The sequence below is a fragment of the Sporosarcina sp. FA15 genome (assembly GCF_051550195.1).
GTDB lineage: Bacteria > Bacillota > Bacilli > Bacillales_A > Planococcaceae > Sporosarcina > Sporosarcina psychrophila.
In genome coordinates this window covers 3,143,052-3,166,551 of sequence record NZ_CP188818.1, presented here as the reverse complement: position 1 = coordinate 3,166,551, position 23,500 = coordinate 3,143,052, and the positions used below count along the sequence as shown (strand labels likewise).

Here is a 23,500-nt window from a genome sequence, read left to right as displayed (position 1 = left end):
ATAGTCCATCGCGTGATAATATGCAGACTCTATACTAAAAGTAAGCAATGAACACATTATACAAAGTGCTAGAGTGTCCGAAATTGTATCTTCGGGCACTTACAACCTTTATAAAAAGTCATCTATTCTTTTTTGAAAAACAGCTGTATTTTTCACTTGAACGTTGTAGGAATGCGACAGGCAACTATTCGCAACAGGATGATCGAAACAAGTATGGCTAAGAATGACGTAGTCATTTCTAGCCATACTTGCCACTCGGTAAAGATGTCATGAATAGTTCGCCGAAAGCAGACAGGAAATGATTCAGTGAAAATAGAGTTTTTCAAGCCTTTCTTACCTGCTCTTTATGCAAGAAAATGGTTAATCAACAGACTTGGTATTTTGTATATAAACTTTAACCAGGGATGAAGGTGAAGAGAAATTATCTCACGTTCGGTGTGGTGCTGACAGAGAGAAAAATTCGAGGAAATGGGGTTCATAGTATGAATAATAATCTCACCCCTCGAATAGCTTGGTTATTGGGGGTTTTTCATAGCTTATAGTGTTTAAGTAGGAGGGAAGTAAAATTATAGTTGTCGGAAGATTAAAGGAATTGCGTAGGAAATGTCGAAATTAGTTAAATAGATGTGAGCGCTTTCAAAATGCTGTGTTATAGAAAGGGGAATGTTGCAATGCAACTGAACAATTATATCGGAGGTACATGGCAGGAGGCAGGGGGAGCAGATTATACTGCAGTCTTGAATCCAGCAAATGGTACGGAGTTGGCACAAGTAAGATTATCGACTAAAGAAGATGTGAGTCTTGCAGTAAAGTCGGCGAAAGAGGCTCAGAAAAAATGGGCACTCGTTCCCGCACCGAAACGTGCAGACTTTTTATATGAAATTGGACGACTTATGAAAGAAAAGAAAGAACACTTATCGCAAGTGTTGACGAAAGAAATGGGGAAGGTCATCGAAGAGGCGCGCGGTGAAGTGCAGGAAGGCATTGATATGGCGTTCTACATGGCTGGTGAGGGACGCCGCATGTTCGGGGAAACAGTACCTTCAGAGCTTCAAGACAAGTTCGCAATGAGTGTCCGTGCACCAATCGGTGTTGTCGGACTTATTACACCTTGGAACTTTCCGGTGGCAATCGCGACATGGAAATCGTTCCCAGCAATTGTCGCGGGCAATACTTTCATTTGGAAACCGGCGACGGAAACACCTATGATGGCGTATGAAATGGCGCTTATATTTGAAGAAGCAGGACTCCCGGCAGGCGTTGCGAATATCGTTTTCGGGTCGGGAGCAGAAGTTGGGACGGCAATGATTGAACACCCTGATGTTCGCGTTATATCATTCACAGGGTCGACTGAAACAGGTCGTCATGTTGCGGAAACAGGTGGACGTCATTTGAAAAAAGTATCACTTGAAATGGGTGGTAAAAATGCGGTCATCGTTATGGATGATGCGGATATCGAACTGGCAGTGGAAGGGATTCTTTGGAGTGCATTCGGAACAGCGGGTCAGCGTTGTACGGCATGTAGCCGTGTCATCGTGCATACAGATGTAAAGGAAGAACTCGAGCAAAAACTCGTGGAAGCGATGAAAGTGTTATCGATTGGCGATGGAATGGACGAATCAGTAAAAATTGGCCCAGTAATCAATCAAAAAGCGCTTGATAAAATTCATGGCTACGTCGGAATTGGTAAGGATGAAGGTGCGAAACTTCTTGCAGGTGGACATATATTAACAGATGGAAAGCTTGTAGATGGTCATTATTACGAACCAACTTTATTCACAGATGTGAAATGGGATAGCCGCCTTGCGCAAGAAGAGATTTTCGGACCTGTTGTTTCGCTGATTGAAGTTTCAAGTCTAGATGAAGCCATTGAGGTTAATAACAGTGTGAAATTTGGACTTTCAAGTTCGATTTTCTCACGCGATGTCAATAAAGTATTCCGAGCACAACGTGATCTAGATACAGGTATTGTCTACGTGAATGCGGGAACGACGGGTGCCGAAATCCATCTGCCATTCGGCGGAACAAAGGGGACGGGCAACGGACACCGTGATTCTGGCGTTGCTGCACTTGATGTCTTCACTGAATGGAAGAGTATTTATATAGACTTCAGCGGGAAATTGCAACGGGCGCAGATTGACACGGATTAATTCCTAACGTAAGGGGATGGGGAAATGAAGGTTGTCATACTTGGAGCAGGTTTAATGGGGAAAGAGGCGGCACGCGATCTAGTGAAGGCTGATGACGTCGAAAAAGTTTATTTAGCGGATCTGAACGTCAAGCAAGCGGAAGACTTTGCGGAGGAACTCATGTCCGATAAGCTTGATATCCTGTTACTGGATGCTAAAAACGATAAGCAATTAAGTGAAGTGATGGCACTAGGGGATGTGGTTATCAATGCGCTATTCTATACGTTTAATGAAAAGGTTGCCCGAATCGCAGTAGATATCGGTGTCCATTCCATTGATCTTGGCGGTCATATCGGTGGCGCTACGGATGCGGTGCTCGGTCTGGCGGATCAGGCGATTGCGAAAGGCGTGACAATCATTCCAGATCTAGGGGTAGCTCCTGGAATGATTAATATTCTTACTGGTTACGGGGCGGGAAAACTCGAAAAGGTTAATTCCATCAAACTATATGTTGGAGGAATTCCGATAAAGCCGGAGCCGCCACTTAATTATAATGTCGTCTTTTCACTGGAAGGCGTGTTTGATCATTACACTGACCCTTCCCACGTTATTCGAAACGGGCAACTGTTGGAAGTTCCATCATTGTCCGAAATCGAAACAATCCATTTTGATAAATACGGCGAGCTTGAAGCGTTTCATACATCAGGCGGCACGTCGACACTAACGAAGTCGTTCCCGGGCGTGGAGACACTAGAATACAAGACGATTCGTTACAAAGGGCACGCGGAGAAGTTCCAGCTTCTAGTCGATTTAGGTTTGTTATCTCGGGACAACGAAGTGACTGTTGACGGTCAAAAAGTGAAGGTACGCGACGTCATGAGAGAACATCTGTCGCCGCAACTTCGCCTCGGTAATAAATCAGATGCAGTGTTGCTACGCGTTATTGTGAGCGGTGAAAAAAGTGCTATGCCAGTAACATACGAATATGACCTTATTACGGAGAAAGACACTGCAGTAAACGAGACTGCGATGGCTCGTGCGACGGCAAATACGATTTCCATCGTGGCACAAATGATTGGCAATGGCACTATTACGAAACGTGGAGTCCATCCGCCAGAGAATATCGTACCTGGTGAATTGTATATTGAAGAGATGAAAAAGCGCGGTGTCGTTATCGAAGAAAGTATCGAGTCGAACAATGTTCCATGTTGAAAACGTATAGTTTCTAATCTGATTAACGGCATAGTGTTTATGAAAGGAGATGAAGAGGTGGACTTTGGATTTACGGAAGAACAGAAAATGCTGAGGAAAACGGCGCGTCAGTTTGTGGACGCAGAAATTATGCCCCATATCCAGAAATGGGATGCACAAGGTGGATTCGATCAGTCGATTTGGAAGAAGCTTGCGGATCTTGGCTTCATGGGCGTGTGTATACCCGAACAATATGGTGGCAGTGGAATGGATTATAATTCGCTCGCAATACTGTGTGAAGAATTGGAGCGTGGAGATACGGCGTTCCGGACAGCGGTATCGGTCCATATTGGCTTGAACTCGATGAGTATACTGCAGTGGGGAGATGAAGAACAGAAGCAGAAATACCTTGTGCCACAAGCGAAGGGTGAAAAAATAGGTGCATTCGGGTTGACAGAACCAGGTGCAGGTTCCGACGTTGCGGCAATGGCAACAACTGCCGTGCGTGACGGAGATGACTATGTATTAAACGGTCAAAAAACATGGATTTCCCTTTGTGATGTTGCGGATCATTTCCTCGTTTTCGCCTATACGGATAAAGCGAAAAAACACCATGGTATTAGCGCGTTCATCGTCGAACGAACGACACCAGGTTTTTCATCGAAAGCGATCAAAGGGAAATACGGTATTCGTGCAGGCAATACAGGCGAACTATTTTTCGAAGATATGCGTATCCCGGCTGCGAATTTATTAGGTGAAGAAGGCGATGGATTTAAAATTGCCATGGCGTCACTTGATAATGGTCGTTTCACTGTCGCTGCGGGAGCGGTTGGCTTAATAATGGGTTGCCTCGAAGAAAGCGTGAAATATTGTCATGCACGGGAAACGTTCGGTAAGGAAATTGGCAGACACCAACTCGTCCAACAAATGATTGCTAACATGGAAGCGGGCTATCAGATGAGTCGACTTCTTGTCTATCGAGCAGGTGACATGAAAAATAACGGCTTGCGCAATACGCGCGAGACGTCGCTGGCGAAATGGCAGGCATGCGATTTTGCCAATAAAGCAGCAGATGATGCATTCCAGATTCATGGGGCTTATGGTTATTCGGATGAATACCCTGTCGCCAGGTTCCTGCGAAACTCAAAGGCGCCTGTTATCTATGAAGGAACGCGTGAGATCCATACGGTTATGCAGGCAGAATATGTGCTTGGGTATCGTGAAGATAAGAAATTGAGTAATCGGCTACCTGAATGGCCGTTTGAGTGAAATTACAGTCCTGAAGGGGAAGACCTCTCAGGATTTTTTCTTGGTACAATGACAGTCGAAGATTAAGTTTCGATAATAAGTAATAGGCATTGTTACGAAAGGGGAGATATAGATGGGGAAATATACGATTAATGAATTCATTAAACAAACAAAGCAGGATGAGCGGGAAAGTGAATACTTTGAATTGGAAACACCACGAATTCTGGAAGTGAATTTAACCGACTTTGTCTGGGCAAAGATGGGCTCCATGATCTCATATGCGGGTCAGATTAAATTCGAGCGGGAAAAGGTGCTTGAGCATGGTGTAGGCATGATGTTTAAAAAAGCGCTCACGGGTGAAGGTACTTCACTGATGAAAGCAACAGGGAATGGTCGGCTTTACTTAGCGGATCAAGGGAAGAAGATAACCATTTTCGATTTGAATAATGAATCGATTACGGTGAACGGCAATGATCTTCTTGCGTTTGAGCCAACTATTGAATGGGATATTAAGCTTATGAAGAAAGTGGCAGGCATGATGTCTGGTGGACTGTTCAACGTAACGTTGAAAGGGAAGGGGAAGGTTGCGATTACTACCCATTTCGAGCCGCTAACGCTACTTGTCCATCCTGGAGAACCCGTCATTACAGATCCTAATGCAACAGTCGCCTGGTCTGGCCATTTAACACCGGAGTTCCGAACAGATATTAGTATTAAGACCTTCTTTGGTCGCGGTAGTGGAGAATCGATTCAAATGGAGTTTAGCGGTGAAGGTTTCGTTATCATTCAACCGTTTGAAGAAGTTTATATGGCTGGGAATGGATCCTCGTGACTAACAAGCTTGTGCTGTTGAATTCAAAGATATGGAATGCCACGTCTGTTGATTAACCAACCAGTAAATGAAATGATCACACACTGGGTGCTACGTGCATAGTTGCAATTGGATTTCTTGGATTGAACGACTACTCTACCATTATCTATCGAGATGTCTGGATGTGTAGGGATGCGACAAAGTCGCATCCCTACACATCCTTTCGGTAATCGTATGGTGGTCCTTCAGCCGTCGCGCTCCAAATTCATAAGTACACGTAGTTCTGAAGCTTTCTCTATGTTTTTTATTTTTTACCAGTAAAGAAGTGTCACTTTCTATAAGATATCACATGATTAGATGCATACTCTTAGCTAAAAGTAAGCAAGGAACACATTGAACAACGTGCAAGAGTGACCGAAATTGCATCTTCGGGCACTTACACTCTATATAGAATGTCATAAAGTCTTTTCTTCCAAAATAACTGCATTCTCCCCTTGAGCACACTAGTACTCCTCAGTAAATCTGTCATGAATAGTTAGTCGAAAGTGGGCCGAAAATAGTCTAGTGAAAATGGAGGTTATCAAGCCCTTCTCACTAGTATTTCATGCGAATAAATGGTAAATCAAATTACCTTTTTTACAACCTTATTTACACTAGCTACATAGTTTGTGATAAAATACTCCTTAAAAACAATTTCCCACAAACAAGGAGTGTTTCCCATTGAAGATTGAACCTTCGTTAAAAATGTCCATTTTTGCACCTGCCATTTTCGGCGATTTAAAAGTAGCAGCCGAAGCGAAAAAAGCAACGGGAACTGAAGTCTTTGATTTAAGTCTTGGGAGTCCGGATCTTCCTCCTGACGAAAAAGTGAGACGTGTGTTATCAGAACAAAGCGCTCTGGCGAATACATATGGCTATACACTTGGCGGCACAAAACGGTTTAACGAAGCCGTCGCGAATTATTATGAACGACGTTCCGGTGTTACGCTCAATCCTGAAACGGAAATCATTCAAACAATGGGTTCTCAAGAAGGACTTGTCCATCTGCCACTCGCTTTTTGCAATGAAGGGGACTTTGTGTTGACAACGAATCCTGCTTACGTGGCGTATGAGGCTGGCATTAAGCTTGCTGGCGCTGTTCCATATGAGATGCCGTTACGTGCAGAAAACGGGTTTCTACCTAATTTGGATGAAATTCCTGAAGACGTTGCACAAAAAGCTAAATTGCTGATTTTGAATCTACCAGGAAACCCTGTTCCTGCTATGCCGAATTGTGCATTTTTCGAGAAAGTAGTAGCTTTCGCCAAGAAATACAATATTATTGTGCTTCATGACGCTGCTTATTCTGAATACTATTTTACAGGCGGTTCTCCAATTAGTTTTCTATCGACTCCCGGTGCAATGGAGGTTGGAATGGAGATTAATTCATTATCTAAGAGCTTTAGCCTTGCCGGTGCACGTATCGCCTATATCGTTGGTAATGCTGAGATAGTACATATTTTAAGACAACTCAAATCGAATTTGGATTATGGAACGTTCGGTCCGATTCAGGAAGCGGCTGTCATGGCACTCGATAATGCGGAAGAGATTACGGATCGCCTGCGGGCAGAATTTTCTGCGCGCCATAGGGTATTAATGAAAGGCATGGAGGAGATTGGTTGGTCTGCTACTCCTTCAAACGGCGGGATGTTTGTCTGGGCAAAGTATCCGTTCGAGATGGACGACAAGGAATTTGTATTTAAAGTGATTGACCAATGCGGCGTCGTCATGGTTCCTGGTAGCATCTTCGGCTCTGAAGGCGCTGGATTCGTTCGGTTGGCGCTTGTTCAGAAAGTGGCTGTGCTGCAGAAAGCAGTTAATCGATTACGGAATTTAAGTATTTAAGCGGTGTAAGGTTAGCGTGGGACGGAGATTTCTGTCCCTGCTAACCTTTTTATGCGGAGTTTTTTTAAGTACGGGTCAATCTTATAAAGTGTATTTATAGATTGAATTGGGTTAAGATTTTACTATATACGATAATCAAGCAATCCTAATACTCTGCACACATTATATGAATAGTGAACGCTCGGATTTGGTTCCTGTTAATATAGTTTAAGTAGTCAAGTGAATCCTGTGCAACTTTTCTCGCGTATTCAACGTTATGATGATCCGATTTTATGGGTTCTATTGTAATGATATCACGGGAATAATCCGTCCCGAGAACTTGAATGGTCTTCCCGGTAATCCATTTTGTAAACCAGGGTATCTTACCAAGTTCCTTTGGATAGATGCGTTCAAAATAAGTTGTTGGATTTATATATTTCGAGTGACAAAACGGAGTTTGTTGATATTGAGTTTACACACATCTACTAAAATGAACTTATTAAAAGATTCAACGGAATGGAGTTAAAAACTATGGACAAGAAAAAAGTCGGCTTGAAGCCGTTTTTCTCTCTGATTTTATCAACAGGAATCCCGAAGCTAGCTTTGGCTGTCGGCTTGACGGCAGGTGTGTTGACAACACTTGCAGGTTTGGTTGTTCCTTTACTAACGAAAAACTTAGTGGATGGCTTTTCAGTTGCCTCGTTAAGCGTCCCGATAATGATTGCTATCGGGGTAGCGTTTATTGTTCAAGCAGTAATTGATGGGGTATCCATTTATTTGCTAAGTTATGTAGGACAAAAAGTAGTTGCGAGATTACGTGAAAGAATGTGGACAAAACTGCTTCGTTTGCCTGTCAGTCATTTTGACAAGGAATCTAGCGGTGAAACGGTGAGCCGTGTCGTCAATGATACGGGAATCGTGAAAGAATTGATTACGCAACATTTCCCGCAATTCATTACGGGTATCATTTCGATTATAGGTGCGGTGACGATCCTGCTTATTATGGATTGGAAAATGACACTTATCATGTTGATTTCGGTTCCAATTACAGTGGGAATCATGATTCCATTAGGCACAAAAATGGCGAAGATTTCTCGAGGATTACAGGATGAAACAGCTGTATTTACAGGTAATATTCAACAGACGCTCGGCGAAATTCGCTTGATGAAGGCTTCTAATGCTGAACAGAACGAAGAGGCGAGTGGAAAAGCTGGAATCGGGAAATTACTCGGTTTTGGCTTGAAAGAAGCTCGAATCACTGCTCTGATTGCTCCCTTTATGTATCTAGTTGTTATGGTGGTCATTGTCATGATTATCGGATATGGCGGTATGCGTGTTGCGAACGGTACAATGTCGACAGGAGCACTTGTTGCATTCCTATTGTATCTGTTCCAAATTATTTTTCCGATTACATCATTTGCGATGTTCTTCACGCAATTGCAGAAAGCGAAAGGCGCAACAGAGCGTATTATCGACATTTTGGAATTGCCATTGGAAGAAGGGCAAGATGGCTTGGTGATGGATATTGCGAACAAACCAATTCAAGTTGTGGACGTATCGTTTGCCTATGAAGACGACGAGCCAGTGATTGGAAATGTGTCCTTTGAGGCCCAGCCTGGTGAAATGATTGCATTCGCCGGACCGAGTGGTGGAGGGAAAACGACAATGTTCGGATTACTTGAGCGTTTTTACGAACCGACATCCGGTGATATTCAAATTGGCGGAGTGCCGATAAAAGAGTTGTCGATGGCGTCATGGCGTAGTCAAATCGGTTACGTTTCACAAGAGAGTGCCATGATGGCAGGGACAATTCGTGAAAACTTATGTTACGGTTTAGAAAATGGGGCAAACATTTCGGATCAAAGGCTTTGGGAAGTCGCTGAAATGGCGTATGCCGACGAATTTGTTAAAACATTTTCGAAAGGATTGGATACAGAAGTCGGCGAACGAGGTGTGAAACTTTCTGGAGGGCAAAGGCAACGTATCGCCATCGCTCGTGCTTTTTTACGGGATCCAAAGATCTTGATGATGGACGAAGCAACTGCGAGCCTGGATAGCCAATCGGAAGGCGTCGTTCAAGATGCACTGACGCGATTGATGGAAGGGCGTACAACATTCGTCATTGCCCACAGGTTATCAACTATTGTCGATGCAGATAAAATCATTTTCATCGAAAATGGGCAAGTGACGGGCAGTGGAACTCATAAAGAATTGATACAATCACATGCGTTGTATCGTGAATTTGCTGAACAACAATTGGCGTAAGAGAGAAAATAGGGAAGAGCTGTTCGATTTGCTTTATATTGTACATGAAAAACAGAGGTCGTCTGGAACTAGACACTGCACCTAGTTGAAAACGTATACTTATCTTTTAAAAAAGGTGTTGCCCACAAGTCGGAAATTTAGCGACTCATAGGGCAACACCTTTTTGTATGTTAACGAGGTTTACTCCTCTTTTTTTCCGACTATCCCATAAAAGAAAAGCGTTATAAGATCTTCAGTCATCGGGAGTACAGTTAAGGAGACATCTTTTTGCTGTAAATAGTCTTTAAACATTTGCATATAAACTAAAATTGCTTCATTCGACATGTTTTGATCAATAAACCCTTGCTCTTTTCCCTCGTCAAACAAAGCAATCATGCGAGGAATTGCTTCTCTTGTATATATTTCTTCAACATAACTTTTTCCGGTTGAATAATCATTCATAAAGTATTGGAAAAATTGGCTGTTAAATTGATTTGCATAGTCACTTTTGCTGAAAGTAATTTGCTTTATTTTATCCAAAAAAGGAAGATCACTATTTAATTGCTTTTTTTGTTCTTCCCATATTTGGTCTACATAGAATTTGAGAACGAGCTGGGTTAAATTTTCTTTACTTTCAAAGTATTTATAAATCGTAACCTGAGATACATTCGCTTTCGCAGCGATTTCAGCAATCGAAACTTTTTGGACACCAGCATCCATAAATAATGTCAATGCGGCTTGTAGAATCGCATTTTCTTTTTGTTCTCTACGTCGTTGAAATCCATCCACCTCTTTCACCTCATTGCTAGTTTAGCGGAAGATATGTAATAAAACAATATAAATAGTGCATAAACTATTGCTAAGGAGTTTGTTTTCTTATATTATGAACTATAAAGACTATAATATTTCAAAACTAATACGTTTTTTATGAATGGGGGATTAACAATGACTGTATTAAAAACGACCAATTTAACGAAAAAGTTCGGTGGTTTTACAGCTTTAGATGGAATAGACCTTGAATTGAACAAAGGAGAAGTTTTTGGTTTCATCGGTCCGAATGGTGCTGGAAAGTCTACCACTATCCGCGTATTACTCGGAATTTTAAAGGCAACAGAGGGAACTGTTGAGATTTTTGGTAAAGATGCGTGGGAAGACGCAGTTGAAATACATAAGCGTATTGCTTATGTGCCTGGAGATGTGAATCTGTGGCCAAATTTAACCGGTGGTGAGGTAATTGATTTATTCGTGAAATTGCGAGGGGCAAATCATGAAAGTCGGCGTGAGGAACTCATTCGCAAATTCGATTTAGATCCAACTAAAAAATGTAGAACGTATTCAAAAGGAAACCGGCAAAAGGTGGCGTTGATTGCTGCCTTCTCGTCAGAAGCAGATCTTTATATATTGGATGAACCGACGTCAGGCCTTGATCCGTTAATGGAACAAGTTTTCCAACAGTGTGTGATGGATGTGAAAAGAGCAGGGAAGAGTGTCCTACTTTCCAGTCATATTTTATCTGAAGTAGAAAAGTTGTGTGACAGGGTCGGTATTATTAGGCAAGGGAAGATTATCGAAACAGGAACTTTACGTGAATTACGACATTTAACACGTACAAATCTTTTGGTAGAGACAAAACAACCGATTACGTTGTTACAAGAAATAACAGGTGTCTATGATATTAAAGAGAAAAATCAAGCACTGTCATTCCAAGTAGAAACTGAAGCATTGGACACTGTTATGAAACATATTAGTCAATTCGGTATTGTGAAATTGGAAAGTGCACCACCAACTTTAGAGGATTTATTTATGGGGTACTATGAAGGAAACTCTGAGGGAACTGAAGAAACGGGAGTGGGAGGTGCGTCTTAATGGCGAAGCATTTGTACAAAAAAACTGGAACTTTATCTCGTTTAATCATAAGAAGAGATCGTATCCGACTTCCGATTTGGTTGCTATCTTTAGCGATTCTTACATTTTCTATCGCGCTCTCATTTACAGATCTTTACGCGACGGAGCAAGACAGACAGGCAATTGCTGAAACGATGAAGAACCCTGCCATGACTGCAATGGTCGGTAAAGGATATGGCTTAGAAAATTACACGTCAGGTGCTATGATGGCTCACCAAATGTTGCTCTTCACAGCTGTGGCAGTTGCAATTATGAGTATCTTACTTGTTGTACGTCATACAAGAGCGGATGAAGAGGACGGACGTATTGAAATGATCCGTTCGCTTCCTACTGGGCGATTATCAAATTTACATGCAACCATTCTTGTTATATGCGGAGTGAATGTCATCATGGCGCTCATTATCGGTATTGGTTTGTCCGTTCTGAATATAGAAGGTATGGGTATGGAAGGTTCGCTCTTATATGGAGCGGCTTTAGCGGCAACAGGTATTTTTTTCACAGCGCTAACTGCAGTGTTTGCACAGATTTCGGAAAGTTCTCGAGGCACGACCGGATTATCCTTTACAGCGTTGGGTATTGCTTATTTCATCCGTGCAATAGGGGATGTAGGCAATGAGGGATTTTCTTGGTTTTCGCCGTTTGGTTGGGTATTGGGTGCGCAAGTATATGTGAATAATTACTGGTGGCCAATTTTACTGACGATTGGTGCCGCACTTATCTTGGTCATTGTCGCACTCTATCTGAATGCTATCCGTGATCTAGGATCGGGATTTTTATCCTCCAAACCTGGGAAAAAACATGCATCAGCCTTTTTACAAAGCCCGCTTGGGTTGACGTTAAGGCTTCAGCGTACATCGTTAATAGCATGGGCAATTGGAATGTACGTGCTAGGCGCCTCTTATGGCTCGGTTTTAGGGGACTTGGATTCCTTCTTTGAAGATATCGACATAATGAAGGATCTTATAGCACCTGTTGAAGGGCTTTCATTAACAGAACAATTCATCCCAATGCTTATGTCCATTATGGCGATGATCTGCACAATTCCGGCTCTAATGGCCATGCTCAAGTTGATAGGGGAAGAGAGGAAGGAGCGTACGGAGCATTTACTAAGTCGGGCGGTATCCCGTTCGCGGCTGATGGGCAGCACGTTTAGCGTTGCCATTGCCGTCAGCTTTGTAATGTTGTCTCTTACAGCAATCGGTCTTTGGTCAGCTGGTGTAGTCGTTATAGACGGGGGTATCTCTTTTGGAATGATTTACGGGGCGGCAATGGTTTATCTCCCTGCGATATGGATTATGATTGGGTTTGCGGTACTTCTCATTGGGATTGCACCGAGAGTGACGAGTTTAACTTGGGTATACTTGCTCTATTCATTCATTGTTGTTTACTTAGGTGGGTTGCTTAAATTTCCGGAATGGATGGGTAATCTATCTCCATATGGTCATATTCCTCAACTTCCTGTTGAAGGTATGAATTTTATGATGTTCTTCATACTGACAGTTTTTGCGGGTGTGTTAGTGATTGTCGGCTTTATCGGGTATTCGAAACGGGATATTGAAGGCTGAGCTATATTCGTACTCTGATAAAACCAAAAGTACACCTCAAGAATATCTAAGTGATGTACTCTTGTTAATAATATGTGAAATATTATTAACAAAACATGATTTTAAGTAACCTCGTGTACATTCACTTGTCCTAAATGTTGTGTAGAAGTCATCTATACAATTCTTGCCATAAAAACCTATCCGTGTTAAACTATTCTTACTATTAATGAGCGGGGGTGAGGAATGATGTTAGACACTGTGTATGCACGTGGAAGTCTATTGGAATATTTAGCCACTTCATGTGCGATTACTCATGAAATTGCAGTCGACGGGACGAGTCTGTCCTTTTCTAGACAATTTCAGTAATCACACAGCTGTTTAGCATGCATTCCTTGCGAAAATTTTTAAGGGGAAGATCGCTTACACGCGGTCTTTTTTGTTGTCTAGACTCCAGTGCTTTTTGGGTCTACCAAGGCGCTAGCTCTTTTCGTGAGATGCTTCCAGTTGTGAAAACAGGACGAGGGGAAGCGGAAAATGATGATATGTACAGTTCAACAAATAAGCAAAATGCTCGGTGGGAATATGATTTTTGAGAATCTTTCTTTGGACATTAAAACAGGTGATAAATTAGGTGTTGTCGGACGGAACGGTAGTGGGAAAACAACGTTATTTAAGTTGATTTCGGGAGCGGAGCAACCTGACAGTGGGGCAATTCATTTTAAAAAGGGTACAAAGATAGGCTATTTAGCGCAAATCCCTTTATATGAAAAAGAAACGACCGGTTATGATGTGCTCAACAGTGCATTTGTAGAACTAAAAGAAATGCAGGCAAAAATGTCGGAGTTAGAAGCAGAGCTAGCCAATGCCGGAAACACGGACATGGATAAGTTGCTTCGGGTATACGGAGATTTACAGGAGGAATTCGCCAATCGTGAGGGCTATGCCGTAGACTCGGAAATTGAGAAAGTCATCAATGGATTGCAGTTGAAACCATTTGTAGGACGTTCTTTTGGGCAATTGAGCGGTGGCGAACAGACGAAGATTATGCTTGGGAAGCTATTATTGACGAAACCTGATTTGTTATTATTGGATGAACCGACGAATCATTTGGACTTATTTGCAGTTGAATGGTTGGAAGCATATTTAACGGATTACTCAGGAACAGTAGTTATTATTTCACATGACCGTTACTTCTTGGATTGTGTCGTGACGAAGGTTGCTGATCTTGAAGAAGGAGAGATTCATCTTTATTACGGGAATTATTCTGCCTTTATTCTAGAAAAAGAAGCGCGTCTCATGAGGGAATTCCAAAATTACGAAGAGCAACAAAAGAAGATTAAAAAAATGAAAGAGGCCATTAAACGGCTCCACCAATGGGCAAATGAAGCCAATCCTCCAAACCCTGGATTGCACCGACAAGCGCGCAATATGGAAAGGGCGCTAGAACGAATGGAAAAAGTAAGAAAGCCACTTATCGACCCGAAGAAAATGACTTTGTCGTTTGAAGCTGCGCCACGGAGTGGTAAGGAAGTCGTTGTAATGGAAGGAATCACGAAATCATTTGGTCAACAGGAGCTATTGAAGGGTGCGGACTTCCATGTGTATTGGAAGGATCGAACAGCGATTGTAGGGCGGAATGGATGCGGGAAATCGACCGTACTGAGAATTCTTTTAGGCGAGCTTCCGATTGACACTGGAATGAGTAAAGTGGGAAGTAATGTGAAAATCGGATTCTTGTCGCAGCACTTTGAAATTTCGGATCCGAAGGCGCGTTTGATAGATGTCTTTCGGGGTGAAGTAACTATTGCCGAAGGGGAAGCCCGACATATATTAGCGAAGTTTATGTTTTACGGTCCAGATGTATTCATGCGAGTTGGCGACCTAAGCGGTGGAGAGCGCATGCGGCTTCGATTGGCACAGCTGATGTATCAGGACGTCAATTTCCTTGTGCTTGACGAGCCAACAAACCATTTGGATATTGAGTCACGTGAAGTGCTTGAAGAGGCACTGGAAGACTTTACGGGTACAATCGTTGCCGTTTCACATGATCGTTATTTCTTGAATAAATTATTCTCTCGCACAGCATGGTTGGAAGATGGACTCATGACGACATTTGAAGGACCCTATAATTGGGCACGTGAAAAGTGGCAAGAGATTCAAAGTCGCATGGTAGTCGGAGTGCCTGAACCCATTGCAGTGAAAAAGCCGAAGATAGATAAAAAGGAAAAAGAAGTAACTATAAACGTGGAACAAGAAATAGCGAGACTTGAACAAAAAATCGATTCATTGGAAAAGAAAGCGGAAGACGAATCTGATTGGATGAAATATGAATCAATCATGGCGGAAGTTACCGTGATTAAACAAGAGCTAGAGTCTTATTATGAAATATGGATGAGAGAAGTAGAATAGGTACGGAGTGTATACAGTCTGGGAGGGAGTAATCCTTTCCCAGACTTTTTCGTTCTTAAGAAAAAACTTGCATAATTCTTTCAGGCGGAGTAATATAATGACTAGATGACCGAAACGGTTTTATGGTCAATAAAATAATCCATTCAAAGTGAGGTGGAAAAATGGACCGCAGGCAAGAAATTCTCGAGGGAGCCGCGAAATCATTTTCGCTGTTCGGCTATAAAGCAACAACGATGGACCAAGTTGCGAAAATTGCGAATGTCGGCAAAGGAACAATCTATACGTTCTTCTCCAATAAAGAAGAACTGTTCAATGCCATTGTATTGAAGATGATTAACGAAATGCGTGCGGAAGCAGATGCTGTTTCTGTTGAAGGTGCACCTTTTGAACAAAATGCCCATGCTAGACTGATGCAAATGCTCAAATTCCGTGGAACGCATCAATTGTATGTGAAGTTAATAGATGAAGAAAAAGAACTGCGTACACCTGCCGTAGGTGAAGTGCTACAGGCAATTGAAAAAGAAATCGTTTTTTATGTAAAAGAGAAGATCGAAAAGGGAATTGCCAAAGGTGAAGTAAAGCCTTGCGATACAGAACTTGTCGCATATATGTTATTTAAAGCATACCTCGCACTTGTCTCAGACTGGGATAAAACCCACGATGAAGAGCTATCGGAAGAGCGTATCGCTGCGTTATTAAATGGGACCATTTTTAAAAGTCTCTTAGTTTGAGACTTTATTTTTTATTCTGAAATGACTACTTGAGGAAAGTGGTCAACCAGTACAGGAGGAAGTAAATAGATGAAAAATTCAATGACATGGGCAGAGTGGAAACTGCTCTTACGTTCAAAAAAAATAATCGTTCCACTGATAGCTATATTGTTTATCCCTGTCCTTTATGCAGGCATGTTTTTATGGGCGTTTTGGAATCCATATGCCAATATGAGTGATTTGCCTGTTGCAATCGTCGACCTTGATAATGGAGCGGAAATGGACGGCAAACAGTTGGCCCTTGGGAAGGAACTGACCGATAAATTAATTGACAGTAAGCAGTTTGATTTTAAGAAAGTATCAAAATCAGCTGCAGAAAATGGGCTCGAAAATGAAGATTATTACGTCGTAATTGAAATACCGGAAAACTTCTCCGAACATGCAACAACACTTTTGGATGATGAACCGGAAAAACTGACAATTGTCTATAAGCCAAATGAAGGGTTCAACTTCCTATCTGCTCAGATCGGAGAAACGGCAATGGATCGGATCCGTGCAGAAGTGAATGAACAAGTCGCTTCAACGTACGCGGAAAAGCTCTTTGATTCCATTACTGAAATGGGCGATGGATTCGGTGAAGCGGCGGACGGCGCCGGTGAATTACATGATGGTGCCGCAAAACTATCATCAGGTGCAGATGAATTGAAAGGGTATCTTGAAACGTTGGCAAGTAGCACGATTACACTTGCGGATGGTTCACAGAAACTTGCACAAGGAGCGAACGATGCAGCTAAAGGTGCCAATGAGTTGAATAAAGGACTCGGTACTTTATCGCAAGGGTCAAAAGATCTTCTTGCAGGTGCACAAAAGGCGTCAGCAGGAGCTGGAGGACTTAAGGATGGCATCGCTGGCTATACAGAAGGTGTCGGCCAATTGACCGCAAGTTACGGTCAAATGGGTCAGAAGGAACAAGAATTTAACGCAGCTGTTGGGACATTGAAAGAGAAATCAGGGCAATTGAATGGTGCGGCAGGTCAGCTTTCTGGTGCGGCCGGAAATTTAACTGCTGGAATTGAGGGGTTGTCTACACAGCTCGCTCCTGTTCTTGCTGAACTTTCAGAGGAACAACAAACTGCAATCAAAGAAACACTCGGCCAATTGAAACAAGGAAGCGCTGAACTTTCTGGCGGAATGAAAGAATTATCTGCTGGTACAGCTTCAATGGCGGCAGGTACCACAGATTTAAATGGCGCTGCAGGTCAACTTTCCGGCGCACATAGTCAAGGACTTGCTGGGTTAGAGAAGTTGAACGGATCTTCCCCACAACTAATTGAAGGGGCGAACGCTCTTGCGTCAGGCAACGATACACTTGCAGCTGGATTGAAACAATTTTCTGAAGGCGTCACGGCTGCACAGAAAGGGTCATCCGATCTTGCAACAGGCCTCACTTCATTAACAGAAGGAACGGGTACACTACAAACAGGAACAGAAACACTTGCATCTAAATCGCAAGAACTTGCTAAAGGATCAGCGACAATTGCTGATGGTATAGTTGAACTTGATGAAGGAACATTGACGCTGCAAGAAAAACTTGCGGAAGCAAATGGAACTGCTAGTGAAGTGAATCCGACAGACAAAACATATGGAATGGTCGGGGCACCTGTAGATGTTGAGAAAGATGGCATTAACCAAGTACCGAACTATGGTACCGGTTTTGCACCATACTTCTTGTCACTTGGATTATTTGTTGGTGCGCTTCTTCTTTCCATCGTCTTCCCGCTAGTCGAACCGGCTATTAAACCGACAGGGGCATTCGGATGGTTCACAAGTAAAGTTTCTGTGCTGGCGATCGTCGGTCTATTGCAGGCACTTATCGCAGCAGGAGTTGTGAAATTTGCACTCGGCATGGAAACAGTGAATACACCGTTATTCGTCTTGACTGCGATCATCACGAGCTACACATTCATTGCGCTTGTACAGATGTGCGTGTCCATTCTTTCAGACGCGGGACGTTTTGTAGCAATCCTTGTCCTGATCTTGCAATTGACGACAAGCGCAGGGACATTCCCGCTCGAATTAATACCGGCACCACTGCAAATTTTCAACACATTATTGCCGATGACGTATTCCGTACAAGCATTCAAAGCCGCCATCTCAACAGGCAATATGTCATTCCTTTGGATGAATAACGGTATTCTCATCGGATTCATGGTCGCGTTCCTTGCGATTACATTCGGATACTTTGCACTTCTTTACAAAAAGAGGTATTCAAAAGAAACAGTAGAAGCGTAAATTAAGTTAAAGTAGCCCCTCTAGGCGGAAGGAATTCCGTGATAGAGGGGCTTTTTGTTAGTTGCTAAAAGTTCGTAACGTTTTGGCTGAACAAGACACCATTCTGCCAAAAGTAAACAACGCATTGCGTCGACTAGACAACGTTTGCCTAAAACTAAACAACATAATTCGGAGTTCGCAACGTAACCGAAGAACTAAGCAACGTATCGCATCAACTAGACGACGCTTTGCAGAAACTAAACAACGTGCAGTAATATACCTTATAGGAATTTCTACGAATGGTTATACAATCCGTTCAAGATCCTACAAAATCGCCACCATCAACATGTATTGTCTGGCCAGTCATATAACTGGAATCACTTGAAGCGAGAAACACATAAGCCGGCGCATTTTCAGCAGGTTGGCCCCGACGTTTAACCGGTGTGTTTGCTCCATGTTCTTTGACTTTCTTTGCGTCAAACGTGGCCGGAATGAGCGGTGTCCAAATTGGACCAGGCGCAACGGCGTTGACACGTATTCCTTTTTCGGCCAAGTTTAGTGCAATAGAACGTGTAAAGGAAGTAATCGCACCTTTTGTTGCGGAATAATCGAGCAATTCTTTTGACCCATTATACGCCGTAATAGATGAGGTATTGATGATGGTATCGCCGTCAGTCATATGATTCAAAGCCGCCTTCGTCATATAAAATAAACCGAAGAAATTCGTGTCGAACGTTTCCCGAAGCTGATCGGCTGAAATCAACGAGATATCTTTTTGTGGAAACTGTTTACCGGCATTGTTGACAAGAATATTCAAACCACCGAATTCATTAACAACCTCATCCACCAATTGCTCGCAATGCTCTTCCTCACTAATATCAATTCGGATTTTCAGTGCTTTTCCACCATAGCCTTCAATGAGCTTCACCGTTTTATCTGCGTCAATATCCTCCTGTTCACTCAAATATGCAATCGCTACATTCGCACCTTCTTTTGCAAAGGCGACGGCTACTGCCCGACCGATACCGCTATCGCCGCCTGTGATTAAAGCGCTTTTTCCTGTCAATTTGCCTGAACCTTTATAATTCTCATCGTCATAAATCGGCGCCGGATTCATTTCCTCCTCTACACCAGGTTGCTGGTCCTGAGTCTGTCCTGAAACCTGATTATCAATTTTTTCGTATTTATCTTTTGGCATAATAATTCCTCCTCTGCTGATTGTCGTATAGAGGGATTATTCCCTGAATCGATTTCTATAAACACATTGTTTAACTATAAAAGAAGTGTTTCACCGGTTTTTTTACCATTGAAAGAGGGAATAGGAAAATAAGAAAGAAGGTGATTTCATTGAGGAATCAAACAGTTTGGGACCGAATTAAACTGCCGGTTGCCTCAATCAGTTGGCTCTTGTCGATACTAGCCATATTGATCATTACATACAATGCGGTACCGCTTTATTACTATTTGGCATTCGGTGTTCTAGCATTATTATTCTTCAGTGTGTCGGACAGAGCTGCATTTTTCTTTTATATCACATTAATGCTTGTGACAGTATTCTATATTCTCTTCCTAGCATTTAAAGAAGGCTGGCAACCGGGTGAACAGGCGTTGGCAATCGGTCTGCATTTCATTTTCTTGATTCATTTATTTTCGTTATATAGCTTATCGAAATATGTCTATCAGATTGGTACGGAAAATAGGTTACTAAAAAGCCGTATTGCTCAGTTAGAAGAATATATTTTGGAAGAGGGCGTTTTGACGAAGCATGAATTTGAGAAACAGGCGGTACTTATATTATCTAATATGAGCCGCCGTCAGGAAACAGGATTCTATTTAAAAGCAGATTTAATTGATATGAATCGGACGGTTCAGAAGAAAGTCATGCATACTCTAGCAAGTGTGATGTATGCGGCGTTTAGGAAAAACTATGATATCGTCGGTCAATATGATAATACAACACTGATAGTTCTAGTTCAGAATACTGAAGAAGAAGGCCTTGGTATTGTAAGGGGACGGCTCGAAAAACTCATGATAGAACGTCTAGAAGAGGATACCATCGAGAAGATTAGGTGGACCGTAATAAAAATAGACGGAGATAAGACCTTGCGTGAATCGGCGGTGGTCACATGAAAGGTCGACTTTGGGTTTTAATTCTGAGTTTTTCTCTGTTTCTTACTCTGCTTGTAGTCGCGGTGATATTCAATGTTAGATTGTTATTGTTTTTTACTACAGCACTTTTTTTAGTATTGCTCCTTTATTATTCTATTTTAACGATTGCTGGATTGTATAGCCGACTTACAAACAAAAAAATCCCGGTATTGGACTATTATCCGGGTGTAGATATTTTAATCCCAGCTCACAATGAAGGAGTTGTTATTAAGGACACAATAGAAGCGATGGTTGCAATCGATTATCCAGGTATTCTGCAAATTTATATATTGAATGACAACTCATCTGATAATACAGACGAAATCGCGGATGCGTTTGCAAATGCCTTTAAAAATGTCCACCATATAAAAGTACCTCCAGGTGAGCCACGTGGGAAATCTAGGGTACTTAATTATGGTCTAAGTATTTCGGATAACAAATATTATTGTGTGTATGATGCGGACAATCAACCGGAACGGCACGCGCTTGTAAAGTTGGTCGCAATTGCAGAGACCCAGGAACGGGTAGGCGGAGCTGTTGGATATGTACGAACGATGAATGAATCAGCAACTTGGCTTACAAGAATGATTTCTATTGAGTTTCAAGTATTTCAACTGCTTATGCAATCGGGAAGGTGGCAATTGTTCAAAACGGGATCACTTACTGGCACGAACATGCTTGTAAAGCGATCGGTCATAGAAGAACTTGGAGGATACGATCCATACGCTATTGCGGAAGATGCAGAATTGACACTGCGTATTACACAAAAAGGGTATTATTTGCCGATTGTCCCAGAGTCAATCACATGGGAGCAAGAGCCTGAAACGCTTGGCGTCTACTTGAAACAACGGACAAGATGGCTGCAAGGGAACTTGTATATTGTAGAAAAAACACTAACAGAACCAGGTTATTTCAAAGGCAAGCTGCTCGTCCATTCCATTCATCAGCTGCTTGTTTACGTCATTTTTTGGTTTTTTCTTGTGTTTTCCTATATATGGTTTGTGCTGGGAATCCTTGATGTCTTTTTTATCGAATACACCTATCCGCTCTTATTCATCTGGTATCTTGCCTATATTGTGTATACAGCGCAGTTATTTGCAGCACAGGCGAGTCAAAGAACCTTTTCACCAGTTAATATTTTTGTCAGTGTCATTATGTACTTTACGTACGCACAGCTATTTTCTTATTTGTTCGTGCGCAGTTTAATCTTTTATATAAAGGCTAAGAAAAACCGCCAAACAATTGGCTGGGACAAAACAGAGAGATTTAAGTCAAAATAAAACGAGTTACTTGGGCAGTCGATGTCCAAGTAACTCGTTTTATATTATAAAAGTCCAATCCATTTCCAATACGTAGCACTAAACAGCAGGATGAGTAAATACCCGATAACCGTTAGCGCTATACCTGATTTCAAGAAATCCTTTACCGTGAATGAACCGGTACCGTAAGCGAGCATGTTTTGCGGTGCGCTGACTGGAAGAAGGAACCCAAAACTGATAACGAATTGTTGGATCAAGACAAATCCGACACTGTTCGCATCCAAGGAAATCGTCGTGGTAAGCGCGATGAAAATCGGGATAAGTGCCGATGATAAGCTCGTCGCACTGGCGAATCCGAGGTGAATGAGAATGTTGAATAACGACAGCAAGGCAATCGTTGCAAGAAGCGGCATATTTTCAAGACCCATTGCACCGAACACTCTATTGGACAGCCACTGAGCGCCTCCTGTATCTAAGAGGACGGTACCAAGTGCAATCCCCACAGCGAAGACGATGATCGTGCCCCATGGAATAAGTTTTTCAACCGTTTTCCAGTCAAATACGCCGATTCTTGGGGCGAGCAGAATCGCAATCGCGACAAGAGTCACTGTCGTCGTATCAAACGGGTGGAGTACTTCTTCTGTTGACCAGAAGAACAGCAGTGCTAGTGCGACAACAATTAATCTTTTTTCTGACGATTTCATCGGACCAAGTTCTTTTAGCTGACCTTGGATCAATTCTTTCCCGCCTTCGACAACCTGTGTTTCCGGCTTAATCAGCTTAATCATTATGAAATACAAAGCAATAGACATAAGGATTGCCCACGGAGCTGCATACAAGAACCAAGCTCCCCAAGAGACGGATACACCCATTTCCTTTTCAATGAAACCGAGCGCAACCATATTTTGTGCGGCTCCGGTTTTGATTCCTATATTCCAGATTGAGACGGATTGAACAGCAGTGATGACCAGAAGTGCACCAAGCCGACTATTATGAGGTAGTCCGAACGCTGCAACCATTCCGAGTAGAATCGGAACAACTGCGCCCGCACGTGCTGTTGCACTTGGTACGAAGAACGCAAGTACAATGGATACAATTATGGCGCCGAAAACGATAGCCCCTGTTTTAACCCCGACTTTTGATAGGATATAGAGCGCCAACCGTTTGTGAAGATTTGTCGCTTGCATTGCTGCGGCTAAAAATAGAGCGGCAGCAACAAGAGCAACTGCCGAATTGGAGAATCCGCCAAGGGCCATTTGAAGAGCGGATTTTGTGCCTAGCATGACATCGGGATTTGCCATATCCGGCGCAAGGCCGAGCGTAACCGCAAGTAGACTGATAATCATTGCTGAACTTACCGGATATGCCACTGCTTCCGTCATCCAAAGAATGACGGCAAATGCCAAAATAGCGAGTGCACGTTGCCCCATTACAGGCAAGTCGCCAGAATTAGGAAGAAGCATGATGACAATCATGACGGTGAATGCAAGGGCAATCCAATACGGTTTTAAATTTCGTTTTGGCTTAGTAATATTTTCTGTGCTTTCCAAATGTATTCGACCCTTTCTTATTTAAATATAGCTACACTTTTAGGTTACCCAACAAACGCAGGCATTGAAACTAATAGACTTAATAATCTAAAGCAATTCGATGGAACTTGTGAACTTAAGCTGTAAAACGTAAATATATGAGTTTTTGTAAGGGTTTTTTCATTTTCGACTTGCATTATTGAATCTCTCTGTGTAATATTTAAAACGTAATAATTACG

At 42.4% G+C, this 23,500-nt stretch carries 17 protein-coding genes; 14 read left to right on the top strand and 3 right to left on the bottom strand.

Going from position 1 to position 23,500, the window contains the following annotated elements; all coding sequences use genetic code 11:
• The first annotated feature begins 671 nt into the window (after positions 1–671).
• The 6 genes from ACP8HG_RS14790 (at position 672) to ACP8HG_RS14765 (ending at position 9,507) form a co-directional block, all read left to right on the top strand.
• Positions 672–2,150: an aldehyde dehydrogenase family protein gene (locus tag ACP8HG_RS14790; RefSeq protein ID WP_438297000.1), complete on the top strand. Its 1,479-nt coding sequence runs from the start codon at positions 672–674 to the stop codon at positions 2,148–2,150.
• Positions 2,151–2,174: 24 nt separating this feature from the next.
• The gene (locus ACP8HG_RS14785; RefSeq protein ID WP_438296998.1) at positions 2,175–3,341 is read left to right on the top strand and encodes a saccharopine dehydrogenase C-terminal domain-containing protein; all 1,167 of its coding nucleotides are present in this window, start codon (positions 2,175–2,177) and stop codon (positions 3,339–3,341) included.
• A gap of 57 nt (positions 3,342–3,398) precedes the next feature.
• Positions 3,399–4,589, top strand: a complete 1,191-nt coding sequence (locus ACP8HG_RS14780) for an acyl-CoA dehydrogenase family protein (RefSeq protein ID WP_338654867.1) — start codon at positions 3,399–3,401, stop codon at positions 4,587–4,589.
• Between the two features lie 112 nt (positions 4,590–4,701).
• Positions 4,702–5,400, top strand: coding sequence for an AIM24 family protein (locus tag ACP8HG_RS14775; RefSeq protein ID WP_342539216.1), 699 nt, complete (start codon positions 4,702–4,704; stop codon positions 5,398–5,400).
• A gap of 699 nt (positions 5,401–6,099) precedes the next feature.
• Positions 6,100–7,263 carry an aminotransferase class I/II-fold pyridoxal phosphate-dependent enzyme gene (locus ACP8HG_RS14770; RefSeq protein ID WP_438296995.1) on the top strand — a complete coding sequence of 388 codons (1,164 nt, stop codon included), beginning with the start codon at positions 6,100–6,102 and terminating at the stop codon, positions 7,261–7,263.
• Positions 7,264–7,773: 510 nt separating this feature from the next.
• A complete protein-coding gene (locus tag ACP8HG_RS14765; protein ID WP_438296993.1) occupies positions 7,774–9,507 on the top strand; it encodes an ABC transporter ATP-binding protein in 1,734 nt (577 codons plus the stop codon).
• Between the two features lie 180 nt (positions 9,508–9,687).
• On the opposite strand, the gene ACP8HG_RS14760 is transcribed toward ACP8HG_RS14765, so the two are convergent.
• Positions 9,688–10,275, bottom strand: coding sequence for a TetR/AcrR family transcriptional regulator (locus ACP8HG_RS14760; protein ID WP_067213374.1), 588 nt, complete (start codon positions 10,273–10,275; stop codon positions 9,688–9,690).
• Between the two features lie 156 nt (positions 10,276–10,431).
• Here ACP8HG_RS14760 and ACP8HG_RS14755 point away from each other — a divergent pair, with 156 nt between their 5' ends.
• From ACP8HG_RS14755 to ACP8HG_RS14730, 6 genes are all read left to right on the top strand, one after another.
• Positions 10,432–11,352 (top strand): ABC transporter ATP-binding protein, encoded by a 921-nt coding sequence (locus ACP8HG_RS14755; protein WP_067213371.1) that lies wholly within the window; start codon positions 10,432–10,434, stop codon positions 11,350–11,352.
• Positions 11,352–12,956 (top strand): ABC transporter permease, encoded by a 1,605-nt coding sequence (locus tag ACP8HG_RS14750; protein WP_438296990.1) that lies wholly within the window; start codon positions 11,352–11,354, stop codon positions 12,954–12,956. Before ACP8HG_RS14755 ends, ACP8HG_RS14750 begins: the two co-directional genes overlap by 1 nt.
• 222 nt (positions 12,957–13,178) lie before the next feature.
• Positions 13,179–13,301 (top strand): RAxF-45 family protein, encoded by a 123-nt coding sequence (locus ACP8HG_RS14745; RefSeq protein WP_257722493.1) that lies wholly within the window; start codon positions 13,179–13,181, stop codon positions 13,299–13,301.
• A gap of 171 nt (positions 13,302–13,472) precedes the next feature.
• Complete coding sequence (abc-f, locus tag ACP8HG_RS14740) at positions 13,473–15,344, top strand: ribosomal protection-like ABC-F family protein (protein ID WP_438298663.1); 1,872 nt, start codon at positions 13,473–13,475, stop codon at positions 15,342–15,344.
• 161 nt (positions 15,345–15,505) lie between these two features.
• Positions 15,506–16,075 (top strand): TetR/AcrR family transcriptional regulator, encoded by a 570-nt coding sequence (locus ACP8HG_RS14735; RefSeq protein ID WP_067213367.1) that lies wholly within the window; start codon positions 15,506–15,508, stop codon positions 16,073–16,075.
• A 69-nt stretch (positions 16,076–16,144) separates the two neighbouring features.
• Positions 16,145–18,346, top strand: a complete 2,202-nt coding sequence (locus ACP8HG_RS14730) for a YhgE/Pip family protein (RefSeq protein WP_438296987.1) — start codon at positions 16,145–16,147, stop codon at positions 18,344–18,346.
• Positions 18,347–18,641: 295 nt separating this feature from the next.
• Here ACP8HG_RS14730 and ACP8HG_RS14725 read toward each other — a convergent pair whose 3' ends face one another.
• Complete coding sequence (locus tag ACP8HG_RS14725) at positions 18,642–19,523, bottom strand: SDR family oxidoreductase (RefSeq protein ID WP_067213364.1); 882 nt, start codon at positions 19,521–19,523, stop codon at positions 18,642–18,644.
• Positions 19,524–19,672: 149 nt separating this feature from the next.
• Here ACP8HG_RS14725 and ACP8HG_RS14720 point away from each other — a divergent pair, with 149 nt between their 5' ends.
• Both ACP8HG_RS14720 and ACP8HG_RS14715 read left to right on the top strand, forming a co-directional pair.
• A complete protein-coding gene (locus tag ACP8HG_RS14720) occupies positions 19,673–20,455 on the top strand; it encodes a hypothetical protein (protein ID WP_438296985.1) in 783 nt (260 codons plus the stop codon).
• Entirely contained in the window at positions 20,452–21,753 is a 1,302-nt protein-coding gene (locus ACP8HG_RS14715) for a glycosyltransferase family 2 protein (RefSeq protein WP_438296983.1), read from the top strand. Before ACP8HG_RS14720 ends, ACP8HG_RS14715 begins: the two co-directional genes overlap by 4 nt.
• 44 nt (positions 21,754–21,797) lie before the next feature.
• Here the strand turns inward: ACP8HG_RS14715 and ACP8HG_RS14710 are convergent, their stop codons facing one another.
• Positions 21,798–23,282 (bottom strand): DASS family sodium-coupled anion symporter, encoded by a 1,485-nt coding sequence (locus ACP8HG_RS14710; protein ID WP_438296981.1) that lies wholly within the window; start codon positions 23,280–23,282, stop codon positions 21,798–21,800.
• Positions 23,283–23,500 lie beyond the last annotated feature (218 nt).

Coding starts and splice junctions, on each gene's coding strand:
- ACP8HG_RS14790 (WP_438297000.1), top strand. CDS start 672: ATGCAACTGAACAATTATATCGGAGGTACATGGCAGGAGGCAGGGGGA.
- ACP8HG_RS14785 (WP_438296998.1), top strand. CDS start 2,175: ATGAAGGTTGTCATACTTGGAGCAGGTTTAATGGGGAAAGAGGCGGCA.
- ACP8HG_RS14775 (WP_342539216.1), top strand. CDS start 4,702: ATGGGGAAATATACGATTAATGAATTCATTAAACAAACAAAGCAGGAT.
- ACP8HG_RS14765 (WP_438296993.1), top strand. CDS start 7,774: ATGGACAAGAAAAAAGTCGGCTTGAAGCCGTTTTTCTCTCTGATTTTA.
- ACP8HG_RS14755 (WP_067213371.1), top strand. CDS start 10,432: ATGACTGTATTAAAAACGACCAATTTAACGAAAAAGTTCGGTGGTTTT.
- ACP8HG_RS14750 (WP_438296990.1), top strand. CDS start 11,352: ATGGCGAAGCATTTGTACAAAAAAACTGGAACTTTATCTCGTTTAATC.
- ACP8HG_RS14745 (WP_257722493.1), top strand. CDS start 13,179: ATGATGTTAGACACTGTGTATGCACGTGGAAGTCTATTGGAATATTTA.
- abc-f (WP_438298663.1), top strand. CDS start 13,473: ATGATATGTACAGTTCAACAAATAAGCAAAATGCTCGGTGGGAATATG.
- ACP8HG_RS14735 (WP_067213367.1), top strand. CDS start 15,506: ATGGACCGCAGGCAAGAAATTCTCGAGGGAGCCGCGAAATCATTTTCG.
- ACP8HG_RS14730 (WP_438296987.1), top strand. CDS start 16,145: ATGAAAAATTCAATGACATGGGCAGAGTGGAAACTGCTCTTACGTTCA.
- ACP8HG_RS14725 (WP_067213364.1), bottom strand. CDS start 19,523: ATGCCAAAAGATAAATACGAAAAAATTGATAATCAGGTTTCAGGACAG.
- ACP8HG_RS14715 (WP_438296983.1), top strand. CDS start 20,452: ATGAAAGGTCGACTTTGGGTTTTAATTCTGAGTTTTTCTCTGTTTCTT.